The organism is Streptomyces sp. NPDC005151, assembly GCF_053599875.1.
In genome coordinates this window covers 19,720-39,231 of record NZ_JBSFYR010000042.1, presented here as the reverse complement: position 1 = coordinate 39,231, position 19,512 = coordinate 19,720, and the positions used below count along the sequence as shown (strand labels likewise).

Sequence of the window (19,512 nt, the reverse complement as noted above, 5' to 3'; positions counted from 1 at the left end):
CATGCGCATCGTCGTCGCCCTCGGCGGCAACGCCCTGCTGCACCGCGGCGAACGCCCCGACGCGGAGGTCCAGCAGAACAACATCGACCGGGTCGCCACCGCCCTGGCCGCCCTCGCCCACGAACACGAGCTCGTCATCACTCACGGCAACGGCCCGCAGATCGGCCTGCTCGCCATGGAGAGCGCGGCCGACCCCGCGCTCAGCGCCCCCTACCCGCTGCATCTGCTCGGCGCGCAGACCCAGGGCATGATCGGCTCTCTGCTGGCCTGCACCTTGCACGATGTCCTGCCCGGGCGCCGGATCGCCACCCTTGTCACCCACACCGTCGTGCGGACCGACGACCCCGCCTTCGAACGGCCCACGAAGTTCGTCGGCCAGCTCTACGACCGGGACGTGGCGAAGTCCCTCGCCCGTAAGCGCGGCTGGCACATCGCACAGGACACGGGCGGCTGGCGCCGGGTCGTGCCCTCCCCAGTGCCCGAACACATCGTGGAAACCGACACGATCCACGACCTGCTGGGCAGCGGCACGCTCGTGGTCTGCGCCGGCGGCGGGGGCGTCCCCGTCACCGCCGACCGCGACACCGGAGCACTGACCGGGGTGGAAGCCGTCATCGACAAGGACCTCACCGCGGCCCTGCTCGCCGAGGACCTGAAGGCGGACTTCCTGCTCATCCTGACCGACGTACCCAACGTGTACGAGGGCTACGGGACACCCGACCAGCGGCCCGTTCTCGACGCGACACCCGACGACCTGCGACGCGGCGGCTTCCCCGACGGCTCCATGGGGCCCAAGGCCGAGGCGGCGGCCCGGTTCGTCGAGCGCACCGGAGGCCTGGCCGCGATCGGTGCTCTGGACGCGGCGTACGAGATCATTCACGGCAGGTCGGGCACGCTGATCCGTCCGAACCCCACGGGCGGCTGACCTGCGACCGGAGTCAGCCGGGCCGGGCCTCGAGCAGCCGACGGTAGGCGGCAACCGCCGTCGGCAGCGTCGGGAAGATGAGATCCGTCCCGACCGAGCCCGCGAGACCGTACTCCTCCAGGCCGTCCGGCAGGTCCTGCTTGACCCGGGCGAGGGCGAACACGATGCCGCGGCCGCTCAGTTCGCGGCGCAGTTCGTGGACCGCGTCGAGGGCGGTGAGGTCGACCTCCACGTTCGCCTCGGTGTTGAGGACGAACCAGTGGACGGGATCGGTCTGTTGGGCGACCGCGGCCAGCGCACGGCTCCGGAAGTCCTCCGCGTTGGCGAAGAACAGCGGCGAGTCGTAGCGGTGGACCAGCAGACCGGGGATCGTACGGGCCTGCGGGTAGTCGTCCACGTCGTGCATGCCCGCCACCCCGGGCACCAGCCCCTCCACCGCGTCGTGCGGTCGCGCCACCCGGGTCAGCAACTCGGCCACCGACAGGCCCACGACCACGATCACGCCGTACAGGATGTCCAGGGCGAGCACCCCGGCCAGGCAGCCGAGCGCGAGCAGCAGTTCGCGGCGGCGGAAGGACGCCAGGCGGCGGAAGCCCGCGAGGTCGATCATCCGCACGGCGGCGTGGACGACGAGCACGCCCAGGGTCCCACGCGTACCGTGCGCAACGCGTTCGCCCCAACAGGCCCCGTAGAAAGGGACCTTCAGCCCAACGGCCGCAGACCTTCGGCCTCCGGCGGCGTGTGGCGTCAGCGACAAGAGTGAGGAGCGTCAGGACAACGACCAGACATCCCCGAAGGGATCACCGCCATGGCCGTGCACGAGCACCCTCACCGGAGCCCGGGCTTCCACCCGTCCTTCCGCAGGAACCGCACCGGCTCCGCGATCGCCGTGTCGGCACGCACCGACACCCACTCCGTGGGGGCCTGCGCCCTGGCGTCCCTGCGTCTGCTCACCGGTTTCGTCTTCCTGTGGGCGTTCCTGGACAAGACTTTCGGCTTAGGCTACGCGACCGCGTCCGGCAAGGGCTGGATCGACGGCGGGTCGCCGACGAGGGGCTTCCTCGGTTCCGTTGCCGCCGGGCCGATGGAGTCGACGTTCCACTCGTGGGCCGGTGCCGCCTGGGCGGACTGGCTGTTCATGCTGGGCCTGCTCGGCATCGGCGTGGCCGTCATAGCCGGTGTGGCGTTGCGGCCGGCGGCGGTGGCGGGCACGGCGATGATGGCGTTCATGTGGATCGCCGAGTGGCCGCCGGCCAAGCACCTGTCGGACGGGTCGCCGAGCATGTCGACAAATCCCTTCGCCGACTACCACGTCATCTACGCGGTGGCGCTGATCGCCGTGGCGACCGCGGGCGCGGGTGCCACCTGGGGCCTGGGCCGGCTGTGGGCGCGGCTCCCGATCGTCCGCGACCACACCTGGCTGCGCTGAAAACCTCACGGCGCGACAGCCCCTCGCCCTGGGACCCGTCGCGCCAGGGTCCATCGGTCCCGCTGAAGGACCAGTGGCCCCTGCCCCGAAAGACCCCCTGAACACGACGCTGGAATCGGGTCCCTTCGGGTCCCCGATTCAGAGAGGTGGAGATCATGCCCCGCACCATCACCGTAGGTCTCGACGGCTCGCCCGAGAGCCGGGCTGCCGCCGAATGGGCTGCCCGCGAGGCGAAGCTGCGCGGACTACCCGTGAGGCTCGTCCAGGTCTGGGAACCGGTACCGGAGCCCATGGACCAGGCCCCGCTGCTGGGCGCCGAGACCCACCAGCACTGGACCGAGAGGGTGCCGCGCGAGGCCGCCGAAGGGCTGCGGCTGCGCCACCCCGGCGTCGAGGTGACCACCGAACACGTCACCGGACGGCCCGCCGAGGCCCTGGCCCGCGCGGCGCAGGACGCCGAACTGCTCGTCCTCGGCTCGCGCGGCCTGGGCGGGCTCCGCGGCTTCCTGGTCGGCTCGGTCGGCCGCGCGGTCGTGGCGTCCACCGAGCGGCCAGTCGTCCTGGTCCGCGCCGGAGAGCAGGCCACCGACGAGCACGAGATGGACGAGGCCGGCATCCCGTCCACCGACGCCCCCTTCCGTCCCGTCGTCCTCGGACTGGACGTCAGCAGCCCCGACGAGACGCTGATCGGGTTCGCCTTCGACGCCGCCACGCGCCGGAACGTGCCGCTGCGCGTCGTGCACGGCTGGAACCCGCCGCCCTACTACGCCTACGGCATGGCCCTGGAGGCCGCGGTCCAGCGGGAGCTGGCGGAGATCGACTCCACCGTCCTGACCGAGGAACTGCGCCCCTGGCGGCAGAAGTTCCCCGACGTCGAGGTCGTCGCGGAGTCCCGCTACGGCAGCCCGTCCAACCTCCTGATCGACGCCTCCCAGGAGGCCTCCCTGGTCGTCGTCGGCCGGCGCATGCGCCGCTCTTCCGTAGGCGCCCACATCGGCACCGTCACCCACGCCGTCCTGCACCACGCCACCGCCCCCGTCGCCGTCGTCGCACACGACTGACGCGCCACTGCAGAAAGAGAGAAGAGACCATGAAGGCAGCAGTCGTACGAGCCTTCGGCGAGCCCCTGGTCATCGAGGAGCGCCCCGACCCCGAGCCCGGTCCCGGCCAGGTCCGCGTCCGCGTCGAGGCCTCCGGGCTGTGCCACACCGACATCCATGCCGCGCACGGTGACTGGCCCGTCAAGCCCACCCCGCCTTTCGTCCCGGGCCACGAGGGCGTCGGCCTCGTCGAGAAGCTCGGTGAGGGCGTCACGCATCTGAGCGTCGGTCAGCGGGTTGCCGTGCCGTGGCTGGGCCGGGCGTGCGGGCGGTGCGAGCACTGCCTGTCCGGCTGGGAGACGTTGTGCGAGCAGCAGATCAACACCGGGTACGGCTGCGACGGCGGATACGCCGAGAAGATGCTGGCCTGGGGCGACTTCGCCCAGCCCGTGCCCGAGGGCGTCACCGCCTTCGAGGCCGCCCCGCTGACCTGCGCCGGCGCCACCACCTACAAGGCCCTGAAGGTCGCCGACGTCAAGCCCGCGCAGCTGGTCGCGATCTCCGGCGTCGGCGGCCTGGGTCACCTCGCCCTGCAGTACGCCAAGATCGCCGGAGCTACGGTCGCCGCGATCGACGTCACCGACGACAAGCTCCAGCTCGCCACCGAGCTCGGCGCCGACATCGTCATTGACGCCCGCAAGCAGGACGTCGGTAAGGAGCTGAAGAGGCACGGCGGTGCCCACGCGGCGATCGCCCTCGCAGTGAACCCGACCGCGTTCGAGGCCGTCAACTCCGGTCTGCGGCGCGGCGGAAAGCTCGTCATGGTGGCCCTGCCCGCACACGGCATCATCCAGGTCCCCATCTTCGACACTGTCCTGAACGGCACCTCGGTGATCGGCTCCATCGTCGGCACGCGACAGGACCTCGCCGAGGTCTTCCAACTCCACGCGGCCGGCCGTACGAAGGTCATCTACGAGACCCGTCCGCTCGCCTCCGTGAACGAGTCGATCGACGCGGTGCTGCGCGGCGAGATCAAGGCCCGGGTCGTCTTCGACCTCGGCGCGGGACGGTGAGGACAATGGACCTCCCGATCGTCGTCGGTGTCGACGGCTCGGAGCCCAGCATGCAGGCCGTCGACTGGGCGGTCGACGAGGCCGCCCTGCGCGGGGCGTCACTACGGCTGGTGTACGCCTCGCTGTGGGAGCGGTACGAGGGCACCTCCCTCGCGCAGGACCTCGGCAAGCCCGAGGAACAGGTGACAGCGGAAGACATCGTCGCGACCGCCGCGCGCCGTGCGCACAGCCGCCGGCCCGACGTGAAGGTCACCACCGACGTACTGCCCGAGGAACCGGAGTACGCGCTGGTGCGGGAGAGCCGTACCGCCTCCGCGATGGTCCTGGGCTCGCGTGGCCGCAGCAGTTTGGCCGAGGCGCTTCTCGGGTCGGTCAGTGTCACGGTGGCCGGCCACGCGCACTGCCCGGTGATCGTGCTGCGCGGCAGTCACGACAACCGGGTCCGCCCCGGGGCGCGCCGCATTGTCCTGGGCGTCGGTGAGAAGCCGGCGGACGCAGCGGCGGTGCGCTTCGCCGTGGAGGAGGCGCAACGCCGTGGCGTGCCGCTGGAGGCCGTACGAGCCTGGCGCTGCCCCGCGCACGAGACCACCGACCACCCCCTGATGGCCGGCGAACCCGCCCGGCTGCACAAGGAACGGGCCGTGGAGGAGCTGGAAGCGGCCCTGCAGGACGTCCCGGCCGACGCCGACGTCCACCGGCGCACCGTCGAGGGCCACGCCCGCCGGGTACTGCTCGACGCCTCGGCCGACGCCGACCTGCTCGTCGTGGGAGCCCGGCGCCGCGAGGGCCACTACGGTCTCCAGCTCGGCGGCGTCGCCCACGCGGTCCTGCACCACTCGGCCTGCCCGGTTGCCGTCGTACCGCAGCGGGCGTGAGGGCCGTGACCGGCTTAGAGCCTGTCGGGTGACCTTCGATCGGAGAGCGGACGCGGCATGGTGCGTGCGATTCCAAGGCGCCGGAATGGCCTCGGATGGGGTCTCCCCTGCCGAGCGAACCCCGTCCACCGTTCCCAGCTGTCTCGCCCATGCGAACAGCCCTCGATGAACTTAGGGCTGACCGGCCCAGGGCTCGTCCCCGGACAGCCCATACAGCCGCCCTCCGATCCGCTGGATGCTCGGACCATCGAGAGCCTAGGAGGAGATCCCTGATGCCGCACGACGTGCTCAACCGCCCCCCGGTCCACGCCCTGCTCGCGGACGGCACCACCGTCTGCATTCGCCCCGTGACCCCGGCCGACCACGACCAACTGCAGGGACTCTACGAGGAGATGTCACCGGAGAACCTTCGACTGCGGTTCTTCTCCGTCAGCCGGCGCTCCGCCGCGCTGGCCGCCGACCGGGCCTGCGCTCCCGCACACTCCGGCTACCGGTCCCTGCTGGCGGAGACACAGGGCCGGGTGATCGGCCTCGCCGAGTACGACACGGCGGGGGAGGACGGGGCAGAGATCTCCATCGCCGTCTGCGACGGGCTGCACCACCGCGGGGTGGGCACCCTGCTCGTCGAGCATCTGGTTTCCGCCGCCCGGGCCGACGGCATCACCACCTTCACTGCCGACGCGCTCAGCGAGAACCGCGAGGTTCTCCAGCTCTTCGCCGACCTCGGCCTGCGCACGGCCCGCCACTTCGAGGGCCCCGAGGTGCGTTGCACCATCCGGCTCGACGAGGACGACGACTACCTGTCCGCGGTGGAGACCAGGGGCCGGGGCGCCGATGTGGCCAGCCTCGAGCCGCTGCTGCGCCCGGAGGTCGTTGCCGTCGTCGGAGCTGGACGCAAACCCGGCTCGGTCGGTCGGGCGATCCTGCACCACCTGAAGGCGGGCGGATACACGCGCCGCATTTTCGCGGTGAACCCGAGCGTCAGCCACATCCTCGGCGTGCCGTCCTATCCGTCCGTCAGTGCCCTGCCCAAGACCCCCGACCTGGTGGTCGTGGCCGTGCCCGCCGCCGCTGTTTCGGCCACCGCCGAGGAGTGCGGCAAGGCCGGCGTCCGGGCGCTGCTCGTCGTCACCGCCGGCCTCGACGCGGAGCAGGGACAGGCGCTGCTGGCCACGTGCCGCACCTACGGGATGCGGCTCGTCGGCCCCAACTGCCTCGGTGTTTCCAACACCGACCCCGCGCTGCGTCTGGACGCCACGTTCGCTGCCCGCCATCCGCGGCCCGGCACTGCCGGGGTCGCCGTGCACTCCGGCGGGGTGGGCATCGCCCTGCTCGACGGGCTGTCCCGGCTGGGCATCGGTGTCTCTTCCTTCGCGTCCCTCGGCGACAAGTACGATGTCAGCGGCAACGACATGCTCCAGTGGTGGGAGAGCGACGGCCGCACCGACCTCGCCCTGCTGCACCTGGAGTCCTTCGGCAGCCCGCGCGCCTTCTCCCGCACCGCCCGTCGCGTGACCCGCCACATGCCTGTCCTGACCGTGGACGCCGGCCGCACCGACGCGGGCCGCCGACCCGCCGCCTCGCACACCGCGGCGGCCGCCACCCGCACCATGACCCGGCAGGCCCTGTTCACCCAGGCCGGCATCACCGCCACCCGCTCGGTCGGCGAACTCCTCGAAACCGCAGCCCTGATGCACTCCCAGCCGCTCCCGACCGGCACCCGCGTCGCGATCGTCACCAACGCGGGCGGCGCCGGGGTCCTGGCGGCCGACGCCTGCGCGGAGGCGGGACTCGCCCTGCCACCGCTCACACCCGACGTGATCGACGACCTGCTCGCCGTGCTCCCCGAGGGAGCGGCAGTCGGCAACCCCGTCGACGCCACCGCCGCCGTCACGGAAGAACAGCTCGCGGACTCCGTAGACCGGCTGATGAACTACCCCGGCATCGACACAGTCCTCGTGGCCCTCGTCCCCACCGCGGTCGCCGCGGCGACCGGTGACGACCTGATCCGGGCCCTCACCGACGCCCCCGGACCCCGGGCCAAGACGGTTGCCGCGGTACGCCTCGAACAGGACCTGCCCGTCAAGCTGCTGCGTGCCGCCGCCGGCGGCACCATCCCCTCGTACGCCGAACCCCAGGCAGCGGCACGGGCGCTGGCCCATGGCGCCCGCCGCGCGTCCTGGCTCGCCCGGCCCGCGGGCACCGTCCCGGACCTCGACGGCATCGACACGGCCCTTGCCCAGGAGGTCACCGAGACCTTCCTGGCCGCGCACCCGGACGGCGGCTGGCTCGACCCGCGCACCTGCGCCGACCTCCTGGCCTGCTACCGCATCCCACAGCTCCCGTGGGCGTGGGCGGAGACCGAGGACGAGGCCGTCATCGCCGCCGAGCGGCTGCGCGGCCCGGACGGCAGGGTGGTCATGAAGGCCCACTGGCCGGGGCTGCTCCACAAAAGCGAGCAACGTGCCGTTCACCTCGACCTCCAGGGAGACTTCCAAGTGCGCGCCGCCTTCCGGGACTTCGAGACCCGGTTCGATGGGCTGCTCACCGGCGTGGTCGTCCAGCCGCTCGCGGCACGTGGCACCGAACTGTTCGCGGGCGTCGTCCAGGACGAGGTCTTCGGCCCACTCGTACTGTTCGGGCTCGGCGGCACCGCCACCGAGGTCCTCGGCGACCACGTCGGCCGACTGGCCCCGCTCACCGACAACGACGTACACGACCTGATCACCGCCCCGCGCAGCGCCCCGCTGCTGTTCGGCGCCCACGGCAGCGGGCCGGCCGATCTCGAAGGCCTGGAGCAGCTGCTCCTGTGCCTGTCCCGCATGGCGGCCGACCTGCCGCAGCTCGCCGAGGTCGACTTCAACCCCGTGCTCGCGACAGCGGAAGGGGTCTCCGCGCTCGACGCACGGGTACGCCTGGTGCCCCGCCGGCCCCAGGACCCCTATCTGCGCCGACTCCGCTGAGGAGGAACCAGTGATGAAGCACGACAAGGTCGGCCCCGTGATGACCACTGACGTCGTCCGCGCCGCGTACGACACCCCGTTCAAGGAAGTGGCACGGCTGCTCGCCGACCACGACATCAGCGGACTGCCGGTGGTCGACGAGGACGAGAAGGTCATCGGCGTCATCTCCGAGACCGACTTGATGGCCCGTCAAGCGGAGACACCCGACCCGTACGAGCCGAAGCACCGTTTCCGGTTCGCGGCACTGACGCGAAGCGCCAGGCGGCAGGCCGTGAAGGCGACGGCTCGCACCGCCGGTCAGCTGATGACCGAACCACCCGTCACCGTGCACGCCGAGGACACCGTCGTCGAGGCCGCCCGGACCATGGCCCACAGGTGCATCGAGCGGCTGCCCGTCGTGGATGACGAGGACCGACTCGTCGGCATCGTCACGCGACGGGACCTGCTCCGGGTCTTCCTGCGGCCCGACACGGAGATCCGCCAGGAGGTGATCGAGGAGGTGCTGGTCCGCGCCCTGTGGCTGGCGCCCCGAAGCGTCGACGTCTCCGTGACCGAAGGCGTCGTCACGCTCACCGGCCACACGGAACGGACGGAGATCGCCCTCTCCATGACCCGCCAAATCAGCGGCGTCGTCGGAGTGGTCGACAACCTCACCTACCGCCTGGACGACAGCCGCGTCCAGCCCGCCGAGCAGGCCCTGCACGGCGTGGCCGACGACTGGCTGCGCAGGCTGTGACAGGCGCGTAAGAGGAAGGGGAGCGCCATGACCGGCAAGGTCCTGGTCGCCTGCGGAACGACGAACGGATCGACGGCACAGATCGCCGAGGCCGTGGCCGCCGCGCTGCGTCACGACGGGCTGACGGTCGAGGCGCTGCCGGCGGGGTTGGTGGCGAGCGTGGCGTCGTACGACGCCGTGGTGGTCGGCGGTGCGTTGTACGCCGGCCCCTGGCACAAGGACGCCCGCCGCTTCGTTCGCCGCCACCGCCGCTCGCTGGCCGAGTGCCCGGTGTGGTTCTTCAGCAGCGGTCCGCTCGACGCCTCGGCTGTCGAGCGGACCATCCCGCCCGTGCCGGGTGTGGAACAGGCCATGGCACGGCTGGGCGTCAAGGAGCACGTCACCTTCGGCGGCTGCCGCGAAGAGGGGGCGAAGGGACAGGTTGCGGGGAGCCACCGGGTGAGCTGCCACGGTTCTCGTAGGTCTGCGGTGTGTCCCGACTGCGCGGAACCTGCGGCACACCAAGGGACTCCACAAGTCCCGGTACGGCTCAATACGGTCGGGTGGCCCGAGGCGTGATTCCCCCGGGCCACCCGACCGGTCAAGGTTTCCGTTGACGCCCACGGCCCTTGATCGCGCCGGGCGGGCACCTGGCTCGCGCCTCCTTGGCCCCGCCGTAGCCGCGACCGGGCGGCTACCGCTAGTGCAGTGCGGCCAGCACTTCCTGGGCCACGCGCTCCCCACTTTCGACACCGCCGTTGAGGAAGCCCTGGCTGTGGGTGCTCGTGTGCTCGCCAGCGAAGTGGAGGGCGCCCTCCGCGATGCCGGAGTAGCCCCAGTACTTGGTGTACTGCCCCGGGGCAAAGGAGGCGTACGAGCCGTGCGTCCAGGGGTCGTCGACCCATGAGTCCAGCCAGGAACGCCCGTTGTACGCGGCTGCCATGCCAGGAATCAGGCGGTCGATGAACTCCAGCGACTCCCTGACCACCTGCGTCGGCGCGGTTCCGTGAGGACGCGCCACGGGGTAACTGGCTCCGGAGTGGCCGCCGTTGAAGATGGTCAGAAGTCCCTCCCGGCCGCTCTGGGTGCTGGAGCTGTCCCAACTTCCTCGCTGCGGCACGTCGCATTGGAAGGAGCCACTCCAGCCGTGCCGGGCGAACCGGTCACGGAACTGAAGCAGCAGCTTGGCGTTGGTGCCCATGCCGTGATGTTCGATCGCATCCCGCTTGCGAGCACTCAGTCCAGAGGCAGTCAGGTCCGTGCGACGCAGTGCGGTGAACGGCAGGGCGAACACCACACGATCTGCCACGACGGCCTTGGGGATGCCGCCGAACTTCAGCTCGTACGTCGTGCCGCGACGTCGGACGGCCAGCAGCGGCGTGTCGAAGCGCACGGTGCCCTTGGGCAGTCGGGTTGCGACCCGGTTCGGGATGAGGTCGTTGCCGCCCCGGGTGTGGTAACGCTCGTCGGCGCCGGAATAGGGGGCGACGTACTGCTCGATGAGGTTGATGGCGCTGAGGTCCTCGGGATCGCTGCCCCAGTAGCCCGCAGCACCGCTGCCGATCGCGGAGGCGAGCAGGGACGACGAGCCGCCGGGCACATTGGCGTCCAACCAATCGCGCATGGACATCTCATCGAACGCCCGAGCCGCACGCCCGGCTTGGCCGGCGACATAACTCCCGATCCGCTTGGCGTCGGCCTCGATCCGTCGCTGCACCACGGGCATGTCACGGTAGACGTCCTGCTCGGCCCGCACTGCGCCCTGCAGGTACAGCGCCCCGTCGCCCTCCTGTGCTCCAGCCTCGCGGTCGTCCAGGGCAAGGTCGAGTTCGGCGGCGAGCCTGCGGATGTGCACGTGCCGAGTGTCGATGAACTCGCCTCCGTGCTCGGCAACTTGGCTGCTTGCAAAGCCGCGGGCCGTCCAGCACCGGCCGCCTACCCGCCCGTCCCGCGCCTCGAACAGCTGGACCCGAACTCCCTGTTGAGCGAGCCGGTAGGCACAGGTCAGCCCCGCCAGGCCGGCGCCGACCACCACAATCCGCGGATCATGTGGAGTCTGGCGTCCCATTGCCTCGGCGGTCGCCGGAAGCACCGAAGTGGCGGCCAAGGCGCCGCCCGCGGCAAGCGCGCCGCGCAGCACGCCGCGGCGGGTCGGGGAGTTGGCCGGGGCGAGGGTCGCCGTCGCCTGAGCATCGGCGCGCAGGGCACGCACGGTCCGCATCCATGGGGTGCCGCCAGTAGGCATGAGTGACTCCTGGGAAGAGAGGAAGGCTTGGGTGGCCCATATCCTCGGCGGTGAAAATGTTCACCACAACGGTGTCGATTCGACGAAATCCGGCGCCCCGCTCGCGCCTGGACACGAATTTCGCAGATCGTTACCTGAACCGGCTGACGTACCACCAGCCGGTTCCTATCCTCGGGGCATGACACGCGTACGACTTGTCGATGTGGCGCGGGCGGCCGAGGTGTCCCCCGCCACCGTTTCCAACGCCCTCAACGGGACCGGCAAGATGACCGACCGGACCCGTGCGTGGGTCCGGTTCGTGGCCGCGTCCATGAACTACCCGCCCTCCTCGGCCGTCCAGCGCGGCAAATCCCGCATGCTGGCCCTCGGAGCGACCACTCACCCCGACCGGATCTGGAACTACGCCGCCATCCCGTACTACGCCCAGGCGATCGCCGCCGCGACCGCGGCAGCCCATGCGCACGGTTTCGGGCTGACCCTCGTGCCGGCACTGGCGGACAATGCGGGATGGCGGCATCTGGAGGCCGACGGCGTATTGCTCCTGGACTCACCCCGCCATGATCCAGTCGCCGACGCACTCGCCGAGTCAGGGCTCCCGTTGGCATTCGACGGCCGTCCCAACCGGGCCGGCCGCACTCATTACTGGGTGGACAACGACCATGCCGCCACCACACGAAGCATCCTCGACCACCTCAGCCACGCGGGCGCACGGCGCATCTCCCTGCTGAGTGGTACGCGCACAGACGCCCACACCCTGCAGTCGGAAGCCGCCTACCTTCAATGGTGCGCCTGGCACAGGCAGCCACCCCTCATCGCGCCCGCCGACGATCCACGCGAGGGCTTGGCGGCTGCCGAGGCGCTGCTGCGACGTCCGCCGCGCAAGCGTCCGGACGCCGTCTACGGGTTGTACAGCTTCTGCGGGCGCACCACACTGGCGGCGGCCCGCACGCTCGGACTGCGTGTGCCCGAGGATCTGCTCGTGGCGTCCACCGGAGAGGAGCCGGGGGATGCGACCGCAGGCTCTGCTGTCACCACAATCTCCCTGGGCCCCCGCACGAGTGCACGCCTGGCAGTGGACGCCCTGGTGAGCCACATCCGACGCGGCACGCCCCGACCACCCGGCCTCGTACCGGCGGTGCTGCGCATACGGGACTCCACCCGCCCACCCCATCCTCTGGGCCACCGCCGGTAGCAGACCGTCCCATGCCTTGCCCGGCCCGAATGACCCTTCGTGGATGGCGGCGCCTGGATCAGAGCAGTCCTTCACGGAGAGACCGCCAACTTGAAGTCGCAGGTCAAGGTACTGGTGTGACGGTCTGTCGGGATGCTCGTGCTGGTCGTAGGCGGCTGTCTGCGGTGTAGATCGTCTGTCAGCGGTTCACTTCGAGTTCGTCAGGACGACCAGGCCGCACAGGAGGTGGGTGGCACGGGCGGGATCGGTGCGGAGCTTGGTCAGGATGCGCCAGGCGCTGGTCGTGCCGGAGCACGGCCAGGACGATCACCGCGATCCGGCCCGGCGGCAAGGCCCGCCAGCGGGAGCGTATCGCCTTCAGATGGCGCCGCAGCAGGTCGGCGAGATAGGTGACGGTCCGCGTGGACAGCGGAAGACGGCACTGGTAGACAGGGGACAGGGCGACCACGGCCGTCCTCGGATTCGCCGCTCTCTGTTGCGTGGCCTTCGTGGCGGAAGTCGGCTTCCCGCGCGGATACGCTCTTCGAGTTGACCGACGCGGCGCTGTGCGCGGACGGGCCGGTGAAAACCCTGGTCGAGCTCTCCTTGGCGGTCGAGCACCGGCGGGGGCACGGCGAGCTGTACGCGGCCCTGGACCGTGGCTGGCTGGAGCCGGCACGGTTGCGCCGCGCGCTGGCCGGCCTGCCGCTGCCGAGGGCGGCCGACGGGCGCATCGTACTGGCCGTGGATGTGAGCAACTGGCTCCGTCCTGATGCCCCGACCAGCGGCGACCGGCTGTTCTGCCACGTCTACGGGCGTGGTGAGCGTAAGACGGATCAGTTCGTGCCGGGCTGGCCGTACTCGTTCGTTGCCGCCCTGGAGACCGGCCGGACCTCGTGGGTCGCGTTGCTGGACGCCGTGCGCCTCGGGCCGGCGGACGACGCGACCGCCGTCACCGCTGCCCAACTACGCGATGTCGTCGAGCGGTTGATCCAGGCCCAGCAGTGGCAGGCGGGTGATCCGGAGATCTGGATCGTCATGGACTCCGGCTACGACGTCGCCTACCTCTCCCACGCCCTGGCGGACCTGCCCGTCGTCCTGGTCGGGTGCCTGCGCTCGGACCGCGTCATGCTCCGCGACCCCGGCCCCGCCCGCTCCGGGCCGAAGGGCGGACGGCCGCGCCGGCACGGCGGCGTCCTGACCTTCGCCAAGCCCGACAGCTGGCACGAACCCGAGGTCACCACGGTCACGGACACCACCCGCTACGGCAAGGCCGAGGCGATGGCCTGGGACCGGATGCACCCCCGGCTCACCCACCGCGGCCCCTGGCTGGACCACGCGGACGAGGAACTGCCCATCCTGCACGGCACGTTGATCCCCCTCCAGGTTGAGCGCCTGCCAGGCGATCGCGACCCGAAGCCGGTCTGGCTCTGGTGCTCGGCCATCGCCGCCACACCGGCGGACGTGGAGCGCTGGTGGCAGTCCTTCCTCCGCAGGTTCGATCTTGAGCACACCTTCCGGCTCATGAAACAGACCCTCGGCTGGACGGCCCCGAAGGTCCGTCACGCGGACACCGCCGACCTGTGGACCTGGCTCATCGTTGCCGCCCACACCCAGCTCCGCCTGGCCCGTCCCCTCGCCGAGGACCTTCGCCGCCCCTGGGAGAGACCGGCCGGGCCCCGCCGCCTCACCCCCGCCCGGGTGCGGCGGGGGCTTCGCAACGTCCGTGCGACCACGGCCCGTCCGGCGGCCGCACCGAAACCGTCCCGACCAGGCCCCGGACGGCCTCCCGGCTCGAAGAACAAGCAACGGGCCAGGCACCACGACGTCGGCAAGACGGTCAAACGCGCCGAGTCGATCAAGGAACACCAAGCCCGCCGAGGTTAAACGCCAAGCTGAGGACGAACACGCCGGTGTGAGGACTGACGGCATACGAGCCGCGCGATACCAGCGGTGGCAGGAACTTGTGCCCTGGGGGTTCCTCCGTCACCGGCGGCGGCATGGGCACTTCTCGGAGGTCGGGGCTTATGCGCCGCCGACATGGAATGCAGGAGCAGAGGACCATGGTCGCAATTCTGCGTGAGCCTCCTTGCTATCTTTCGTCATTTCCGGCCTCGGCTCCGAGGCTGGAAGGCATCCCTCGTCGACCTGGGCAGCGAGATGGATCAGGGGCGTCCGCAGCGCGCTCTGCGTGGTCCACCCCAGACACGATCGGCGCCGCCCGAATGGGCGCGCACCGGACACGGCCGGCCCGGCGCCGCACGGGTGTCGTGAGCGAGAGAAGATCGTCCGCGAGTTCTGGGATCCAGACGGCGACGTCTTCTTCACGCCGCACGCGTTCGGCGTCGGATACGGGGTGAACCTGGCCCGTGTGGCCCGGGAACTGCGCCGGTCTCCTTGATCGGGTTCCAGTGACAACTGGCGGCTGCCACAGTTCTGGTACGAGTGGAACGCCGCCGACGAACCGGGGGCCCGCACCGACCTGATGGACCTTGCCGACCTGGACCCCTCGCGAGGGCTACAGTTGGTCGCGCGAGGGCGCCCGGGTGCCGGCCGACGACACCGCCCCGGCGACGACGCGCTGCTGGAGGCCGTGGCGCGGGACCATCGATGTGCTCGTGGTGCCGCCCGGCGCAGACCGGGCAGGTGATCCTTCAGCGTCCCGGAAGGGGCTCATCTTCGCCATCCCATACGTGGGGCCCGGTCTTCCTCCACATGCTTGACCGGGCCGAGGTCGAACTTTCATATCCACGGTGGCGGACGGCAGCGGCGTCTCGCGCGGCGAGCGGCCCTCGCGGTGGGGTCGAACAGCACTCCCGGCGGCCGCGCGCTTCCTGGTGTAATAATGCCGGCCGTCGGCCCGCCACAGGATCCGATGAAGACCGGAGGACGGCCGCGCGTCCGGCTCGGTGTCGTGACGAAAGGCCCTCAGTTCTCTCAGCTTTGCGAGCGGTCCTTTTCCGTGAACCGGCGTGTCGCGGTGAGCCCTCTGGCGGGCGCCGGTCGGGTGGGGGAGGGTGGAAGGCATTGCGGACCCGCCGGACCATTCGTTGTGGAAGAAGGGATTCCCCATGTCCGTCGACACGCAGCAGGCCCCCGCCCGGCTCTCCGACGAAGAGCTGAGGACGCTGGACGCCCACTGGCGCGCCGCGAACTATCTGGCCGTCGGCCAGATCTACCTCATGGCCAACCCCCTGCTGACCGAGCCACTGCGCCCCGAGCACGTCAAACCGCGGCTGCTCGGCCACTGGGGCACCTCCCCCGGGCTGAACCTGGTGCACACCCACCTCAACCGTGTCATCAAGGCCCGCGACCTGAACGCCCTGTGCATCTGGGGGCCGGGCCACGGCGGGCCTGCCGTGGTCGCCAACTCCTGGCTGGAGGGCTCGTACTCCGAGACCTACCCAGACATCACGCGGGACGCGGCCGGCATGGGACGACTGTTCAAGCAGTTCTCGTTCCCCGGCGGCGTGCCCAGCCACGTAGCGCCCGAGACACCCGGATCCATCCACGAGGGCGGCGAACTGGGCTACTCGCTGTCGCACGCCTACGGCGCCGCCCTGGACAACCCCGACCTGCTGGTCGCCTGCGTCGTCGGCGACGGCGAGGCGGAGACCGGCCCGCTGGCCGCCTCGTGGCACTCCAACAAGTTCCTGGACCCGGTGCACGACGGCGCCGTCCTGCCGATCCTCCACCTCAACGGCTACAAGATCGCCAACCCGACGGTGCTCGCCCGGCTCCCCGAAACGGAACTCGACGCGCTCCTCAATGGGTATGGCCACGACCCGATCCACGTCACCGGCGACGACCCGGCCGCCGTCCACCGCTCCATGGCCGGCGCCATGGACAGCGCGCTGCACCGCATCGCCGCAATCCAGCGCGCCGCCCGCGAGGACCGCGCCACCGAGCGCCCCCGCTGGCCCGTGATCGTGCTGCGCACCCCGAAGGGCTGGACCGGCCCGGCCGAGGTCGACGGCCTGCCGGTCGAAGGCACCTGGCGCGCCCACCAGGTCCCGCTGGCTGCCGTCCGCGACAACCCCGACCACCTGCGGCAGCTGGAGGCATGGCTGCGTTCCTACCGCCCGGAGGAACTGTTCGACGAACACGGCCACCCCCGTCCCCAGGTGCTGGCCTGCATTCCCGAAGGCGACCGCAGGCTCGGTGCCACCCCGCACGCCAACGGCGGACTGCTGCTGCGCGAACTCCCCCTGCCGCCGCTTGAGACGTACGCCGTCGAAGTCGACAAGCCCGGCGCGACCCTCCACGAACCCACCCGCGTCCTGGGCGACCTGCTCGAACACGTCATGCGATCCACCGCCGACCGGCGCGACTTCCGCCTGGTCGGCCCCGATGAGACCGCCTCCAACCGCCTCCAGGCCGTCTACGCGGCCAGCGGGAAGGCGTGGCAGGCCGAGACCCTGCCCGTGGATGAACACCTGGACCGGCACGGCCGGGTGATGGAGATCCTGTCCGAACACACCTGCCAGGGCTGGCTGGAGGGCTACCTGCTGACCGGCCGGCACGGGCTGTTCTCCTGCTACGAGGCGTTCGTGCACATCGTCGACTCGATGGTCAACCAGCACATCAAATGGCTGCGCGTCACCCGACGGCTGCCCTGGCGGGCCCCCATCGCCTCCCTCAACTACCTGCTCACCTCGCACGTGTGGCGGCAGGACCACAACGGCTTCTCCCACCAGGACCCCGGTTTCGTCGACCACATCCTCAACAAGAGCCCGGAGGCGGTACGGGTCTACCTGCCGCCGGACGCCAACACCCTGCTGTCCGTCGCGGACCACGCGCTGCGCAGCCGCGACTACGTGAACGTGATCGTCGCCGGAAAGCAACCCTGCTTCGACTGGCTGTCGATGGACCAGGCCAAGGTCCACTGCGCGCGCGGCGCCGGCATCTGGGACTGGGCCGGCACCGAGGACGGCACCCGTGAACCGGACGTGGTGCTCGCCTGCGCGGGCGACGTCCCGACCCAGGAGGTGCTGGCTGCCGCCCAACTGCTGCGCCTGCACCTGCCAGAGCTGGCGGTGCGCGTGGCGAACGTCGTCGACATCGCCCGCCTGCTGCCGAGCGAGGAACACCCGCACGGGATGAGCGACTTCGAGTACGACGGCCTGTTCACCGCCGACAAGCCGGTGATTTTCGCCTACCACGGCTACCCGTGGCTGATCCACCGGCTCGCCTACCGGCGCACCGGGCACCGGAACCTGCACGTGCGCGGCTACAAGGAGATCGGTACCACAACCACCCCGTTCGACATGGTGGTGCGCAACGACCTGGACCGCTACCGGCTGGTCATGGACGTCATCGACCGCGTCCCGGGGCTCGCCGTCCGTGCCGCCGTCGTGCGCCAGCGGATGGAGGACGCCCGGCTGCGCCACCACGACTGGATCCGGGAGCACGGCACCGACCTGCCCGAGGTCGCCGACTGGACCTGGGACGGCTGACCGGATTGCATGGTTTGCGGCAGCTCGGCGAGAAGGCGGCGACCATGCTGGTGGCCGAGGCCACCGCGGCCCGGTCCATGCGCAATCCGCAGCCACGGCGCTGCCGATTCCTCACCGGCGAACGTCTCCTGCTGTTGCTCGCCGCCCCTGAACGGGCCGTGCCCCGGTCCGATCCCGACAACCGGGCGCTGCACATCGACTGCGGGGCGGCCCTGTTCAACCTGCGTGTCGCCGCCGCGCATGCGGGACTCCTCCCGGATGTCCGGCTGCTGCCCGAGCCGCGGGACCCGCTGCTGCTCGCCGCCGCCCATCCGAGGTCCCGACGCACGGGTATGCCGGCCTCCTGACCGCGACCGCTCGGTGAGGAGCCGGGATGCTCCGGTGTGGGATGAACGAAGGCCACGGACGCCGCGCGGCTTCAACGACCCTCGTCAGCGAAACCCGTATCACGCGTGCCGGTGGCCTCGGCGTGCGTCGAACTCGGCCCAGGCACGGTCCCACTGCATCCCGCGGCGCCTGTCCAGGCGTAGCCGGGCGGCCCAGCAGGTGCCCACCACGAGCATGCCCGTGCCCGCCGCCGCGGCCGCGCCGAGGGTGGCGCCTTGCAACTTGGCCTGGGTGGGGGTGGGCGGCGCGGGCTGGATACGGCCGGCGTTGTCGAGCCACACCGTGGTGGGAGAGCCGGCCTTGCTGCCCGCTGCCACTGAGGCGGTGTCGGACCTGGGGGAGCCGCCGGGCGTTGTCCACTTCACGGTCGCTCGCACGCGGCTGTCGGTCACCGCCCCGGACAACCGTGACAGCGCCGGGGGAGCGTCCTCGATGAGGTGTGCGGTGACACGGTGCAGTCCTAGGGCCCGGTCGAGCGCCGAGTGCTCGGCGACACCAGCCGTCACGAAGCCCACAGCCGGCGTGGCGAGCAGCAGTATCGCCGTCGCCGCCACACCGATCCAGGCTTCGGCGGTGTCCGAGCGGCGCTTGAGCTGGTTGCGCCGCCAGCGCCACCACAACACTCTGCCGTCCCGTTTCAGCATGCGTGCATCCCTCTCTGTCCGACCGGCGTGAACTCCATTTCGCTACGGTGACGCATCTTCGATCTGCGGGCGCAGAGCCCACTCGGCCGTCGTGGCAGGGCCGATCGGCCCTGATTGCGGAGCCAACGGGTGTGGGGTCCTGGGCGTGACCGGTGGCGTGGCTCGTCATGCGGCCCCGGGGCCGGGGCCGTGGTCGGCTTCACCGGCCCACCGGGCGGCGAGTTCTCCGGCGCGCCGGGCTGCGGCGGCCACCGCGTCAGGGCCGCCGCCCGCACGCCCCGCCGCATACCCGACCAGGAAGGTCGTCAGCGGGGCGGCGGGCCGGGCGACGCCGTGCGCGGCATCGCCTGCGAGGGCGAGCAGGAGGGTCCGGTCGACTTCGAGGTCGATGCCCAGGTCGGCCTGCACTGCGGCCGTCCATTCCTTCAGTACGTCGTTCATGATCGTCGTTCTTTCGTCCGTATGACCTGTGAGCGGCTTGTGCGGAGGGGGGCCGGTTACAGCAGACTGCTCCAGTACGGCCAGAAGCGGGTGAGGACGAGCAGCATGACCCCGTACCAGGCGGCGAGCAGCAACCAGTTCGGACTAG

At 71.0% G+C, this 19,512-nt stretch carries 12 protein-coding genes and 4 pseudogenes; 12 read left to right on the top strand and 4 right to left on the bottom strand.

Features of this window, described 5'->3' with window-relative positions; genetic code table 11:
• Position 1: 1 nt before the first annotated feature.
• Positions 2-925 (top strand): carbamate kinase, encoded by a 924-nt coding sequence (locus tag ACWD6R_RS22480; RefSeq protein WP_451820319.1) that lies wholly within the window; start codon positions 2-4, stop codon positions 923-925.
• 13 nt (positions 926-938) lie between these two features.
• Here the strand turns inward: ACWD6R_RS22480 and ACWD6R_RS22475 are convergent.
• Positions 939-1,568, bottom strand: a pseudogene (locus ACWD6R_RS22475) (STAS domain-containing protein); the annotation flags it as partial.
• A gap of 165 nt (positions 1,569-1,733) precedes the next feature.
• Here ACWD6R_RS22475 and ACWD6R_RS22470 point away from each other — a divergent pair.
• From ACWD6R_RS22470 to ACWD6R_RS22440, 7 genes are all read left to right on the top strand, one after another.
• Positions 1,734-2,354, top strand: a complete 621-nt coding sequence (locus ACWD6R_RS22470) for a hypothetical protein (RefSeq protein ID WP_451820318.1) — start codon at positions 1,734-1,736, stop codon at positions 2,352-2,354.
• Between the two features lie 155 nt (positions 2,355-2,509).
• The gene (locus ACWD6R_RS22465; RefSeq protein WP_451820317.1) at positions 2,510-3,415 is read left to right on the top strand and encodes a universal stress protein; all 906 of its coding nucleotides are present in this window, start codon (positions 2,510-2,512) and stop codon (positions 3,413-3,415) included.
• Between the two features lie 29 nt (positions 3,416-3,444).
• Positions 3,445-4,467 (top strand): zinc-dependent alcohol dehydrogenase, encoded by a 1,023-nt coding sequence (locus ACWD6R_RS22460; protein WP_451820316.1) that lies wholly within the window; start codon positions 3,445-3,447, stop codon positions 4,465-4,467.
• A gap of 5 nt (positions 4,468-4,472) precedes the next feature.
• The gene (locus ACWD6R_RS22455; RefSeq protein WP_451820315.1) at positions 4,473-5,342 is read left to right on the top strand and encodes a universal stress protein; all 870 of its coding nucleotides are present in this window, start codon (positions 4,473-4,475) and stop codon (positions 5,340-5,342) included.
• A 272-nt stretch (positions 5,343-5,614) separates the two neighbouring features.
• Positions 5,615-8,305 (top strand): bifunctional acetate--CoA ligase family protein/GNAT family N-acetyltransferase, encoded by a 2,691-nt coding sequence (locus ACWD6R_RS22450; protein WP_451820314.1) that lies wholly within the window; start codon positions 5,615-5,617, stop codon positions 8,303-8,305.
• Positions 8,306-8,318: 13 nt separating this feature from the next.
• Positions 8,319-9,041 carry a CBS domain-containing protein gene (locus tag ACWD6R_RS22445; RefSeq protein WP_451820313.1) on the top strand — a complete coding sequence of 241 codons (723 nt, stop codon included), beginning with the start codon at positions 8,319-8,321 and terminating at the stop codon, positions 9,039-9,041.
• Positions 9,042-9,068: 27 nt separating this feature from the next.
• The gene (locus tag ACWD6R_RS22440; RefSeq protein ID WP_451820312.1) at positions 9,069-9,599 is read left to right on the top strand and encodes a flavodoxin domain-containing protein; all 531 of its coding nucleotides are present in this window, start codon (positions 9,069-9,071) and stop codon (positions 9,597-9,599) included.
• A 121-nt stretch (positions 9,600-9,720) separates the two neighbouring features.
• Here ACWD6R_RS22440 and ACWD6R_RS22435 read toward each other — a convergent pair whose 3' ends face one another.
• Positions 9,721-11,265 carry an FAD-dependent oxidoreductase gene (locus ACWD6R_RS22435; RefSeq protein ID WP_451820311.1) on the bottom strand — a complete coding sequence of 515 codons (1,545 nt, stop codon included), beginning with the start codon at positions 11,263-11,265 and terminating at the stop codon, positions 9,721-9,723.
• Positions 11,266-11,443: 178 nt separating this feature from the next.
• Between ACWD6R_RS22435 and ACWD6R_RS22430 the strand changes: the two genes are divergently transcribed.
• The 4 genes and pseudogenes from ACWD6R_RS22430 to ACWD6R_RS22415 all read left to right on the top strand — a co-directional run.
• A complete protein-coding gene (locus tag ACWD6R_RS22430; RefSeq protein WP_451820310.1) occupies positions 11,444-12,457 on the top strand; it encodes a LacI family DNA-binding transcriptional regulator in 1,014 nt (337 codons plus the stop codon).
• A gap of 504 nt (positions 12,458-12,961) precedes the next feature.
• Positions 12,962-14,323 (top strand): annotated as a pseudogene (locus ACWD6R_RS22425) (NF041680 family putative transposase); the annotation flags it as partial.
• Positions 14,324-15,507: 1,184 nt separating this feature from the next.
• Positions 15,508-17,892, top strand: a complete 2,385-nt coding sequence (locus ACWD6R_RS22420) for a phosphoketolase family protein (protein WP_451820309.1) — start codon at positions 15,508-15,510, stop codon at positions 17,890-17,892.
• A gap of 44 nt (positions 17,893-17,936) precedes the next feature.
• Positions 17,937-18,197: pseudogene (locus ACWD6R_RS22415) on the top strand (Acg family FMN-binding oxidoreductase); the annotation flags it as partial.
• A gap of 141 nt (positions 18,198-18,338) precedes the next feature.
• Here ACWD6R_RS22415 and ACWD6R_RS22410 read toward each other — a convergent pair.
• Both ACWD6R_RS22410 and ACWD6R_RS22405 read right to left on the bottom strand, forming a co-directional pair.
• Positions 18,339-18,923 carry an Rv1733c family protein gene (locus ACWD6R_RS22410; protein WP_451820308.1) on the bottom strand — a complete coding sequence of 195 codons (585 nt, stop codon included), beginning with the start codon at positions 18,921-18,923 and terminating at the stop codon, positions 18,339-18,341.
• 165 nt (positions 18,924-19,088) lie between these two features.
• A pseudogene (locus tag ACWD6R_RS22405) lies at positions 19,089-19,355 on the bottom strand (DUF6457 domain-containing protein); the annotation flags it as partial.
• Between the last annotated feature and the right edge of the window lie 157 nt (positions 19,356-19,512).

What these genes read in the sequence shown, in the direction of transcription:
- ACWD6R_RS22480 (WP_451820319.1), top strand. Translation starts at nt 2, where the DNA reads ATGCGCATCGTCGTCGCCCTCGGCGGCAACGCCCTGCTGCACCGCGGC.
- ACWD6R_RS22470 (WP_451820318.1), top strand. Translation starts at nt 1,734, where the DNA reads ATGGCCGTGCACGAGCACCCTCACCGGAGCCCGGGCTTCCACCCGTCC.
- ACWD6R_RS22465 (WP_451820317.1), top strand. Translation starts at nt 2,510, where the DNA reads ATGCCCCGCACCATCACCGTAGGTCTCGACGGCTCGCCCGAGAGCCGG.
- ACWD6R_RS22460 (WP_451820316.1), top strand. Translation starts at nt 3,445, where the DNA reads ATGAAGGCAGCAGTCGTACGAGCCTTCGGCGAGCCCCTGGTCATCGAG.
- ACWD6R_RS22455 (WP_451820315.1), top strand. Translation starts at nt 4,473, where the DNA reads ATGGACCTCCCGATCGTCGTCGGTGTCGACGGCTCGGAGCCCAGCATG.
- ACWD6R_RS22450 (WP_451820314.1), top strand. Translation starts at nt 5,615, where the DNA reads ATGCCGCACGACGTGCTCAACCGCCCCCCGGTCCACGCCCTGCTCGCG.
- ACWD6R_RS22445 (WP_451820313.1), top strand. Translation starts at nt 8,319, where the DNA reads ATGAAGCACGACAAGGTCGGCCCCGTGATGACCACTGACGTCGTCCGC.
- ACWD6R_RS22440 (WP_451820312.1), top strand. Translation starts at nt 9,069, where the DNA reads ATGACCGGCAAGGTCCTGGTCGCCTGCGGAACGACGAACGGATCGACG.
- ACWD6R_RS22435 (WP_451820311.1), bottom strand. Translation starts at nt 11,265, where the DNA reads ATGCCTACTGGCGGCACCCCATGGATGCGGACCGTGCGTGCCCTGCGC.
- ACWD6R_RS22430 (WP_451820310.1), top strand. Translation starts at nt 11,444, where the DNA reads ATGACACGCGTACGACTTGTCGATGTGGCGCGGGCGGCCGAGGTGTCC.
- ACWD6R_RS22420 (WP_451820309.1), top strand. Translation starts at nt 15,508, where the DNA reads ATGTCCGTCGACACGCAGCAGGCCCCCGCCCGGCTCTCCGACGAAGAG.
- ACWD6R_RS22410 (WP_451820308.1), bottom strand. Translation starts at nt 18,923, where the DNA reads ATGCTGAAACGGGACGGCAGAGTGTTGTGGTGGCGCTGGCGGCGCAAC.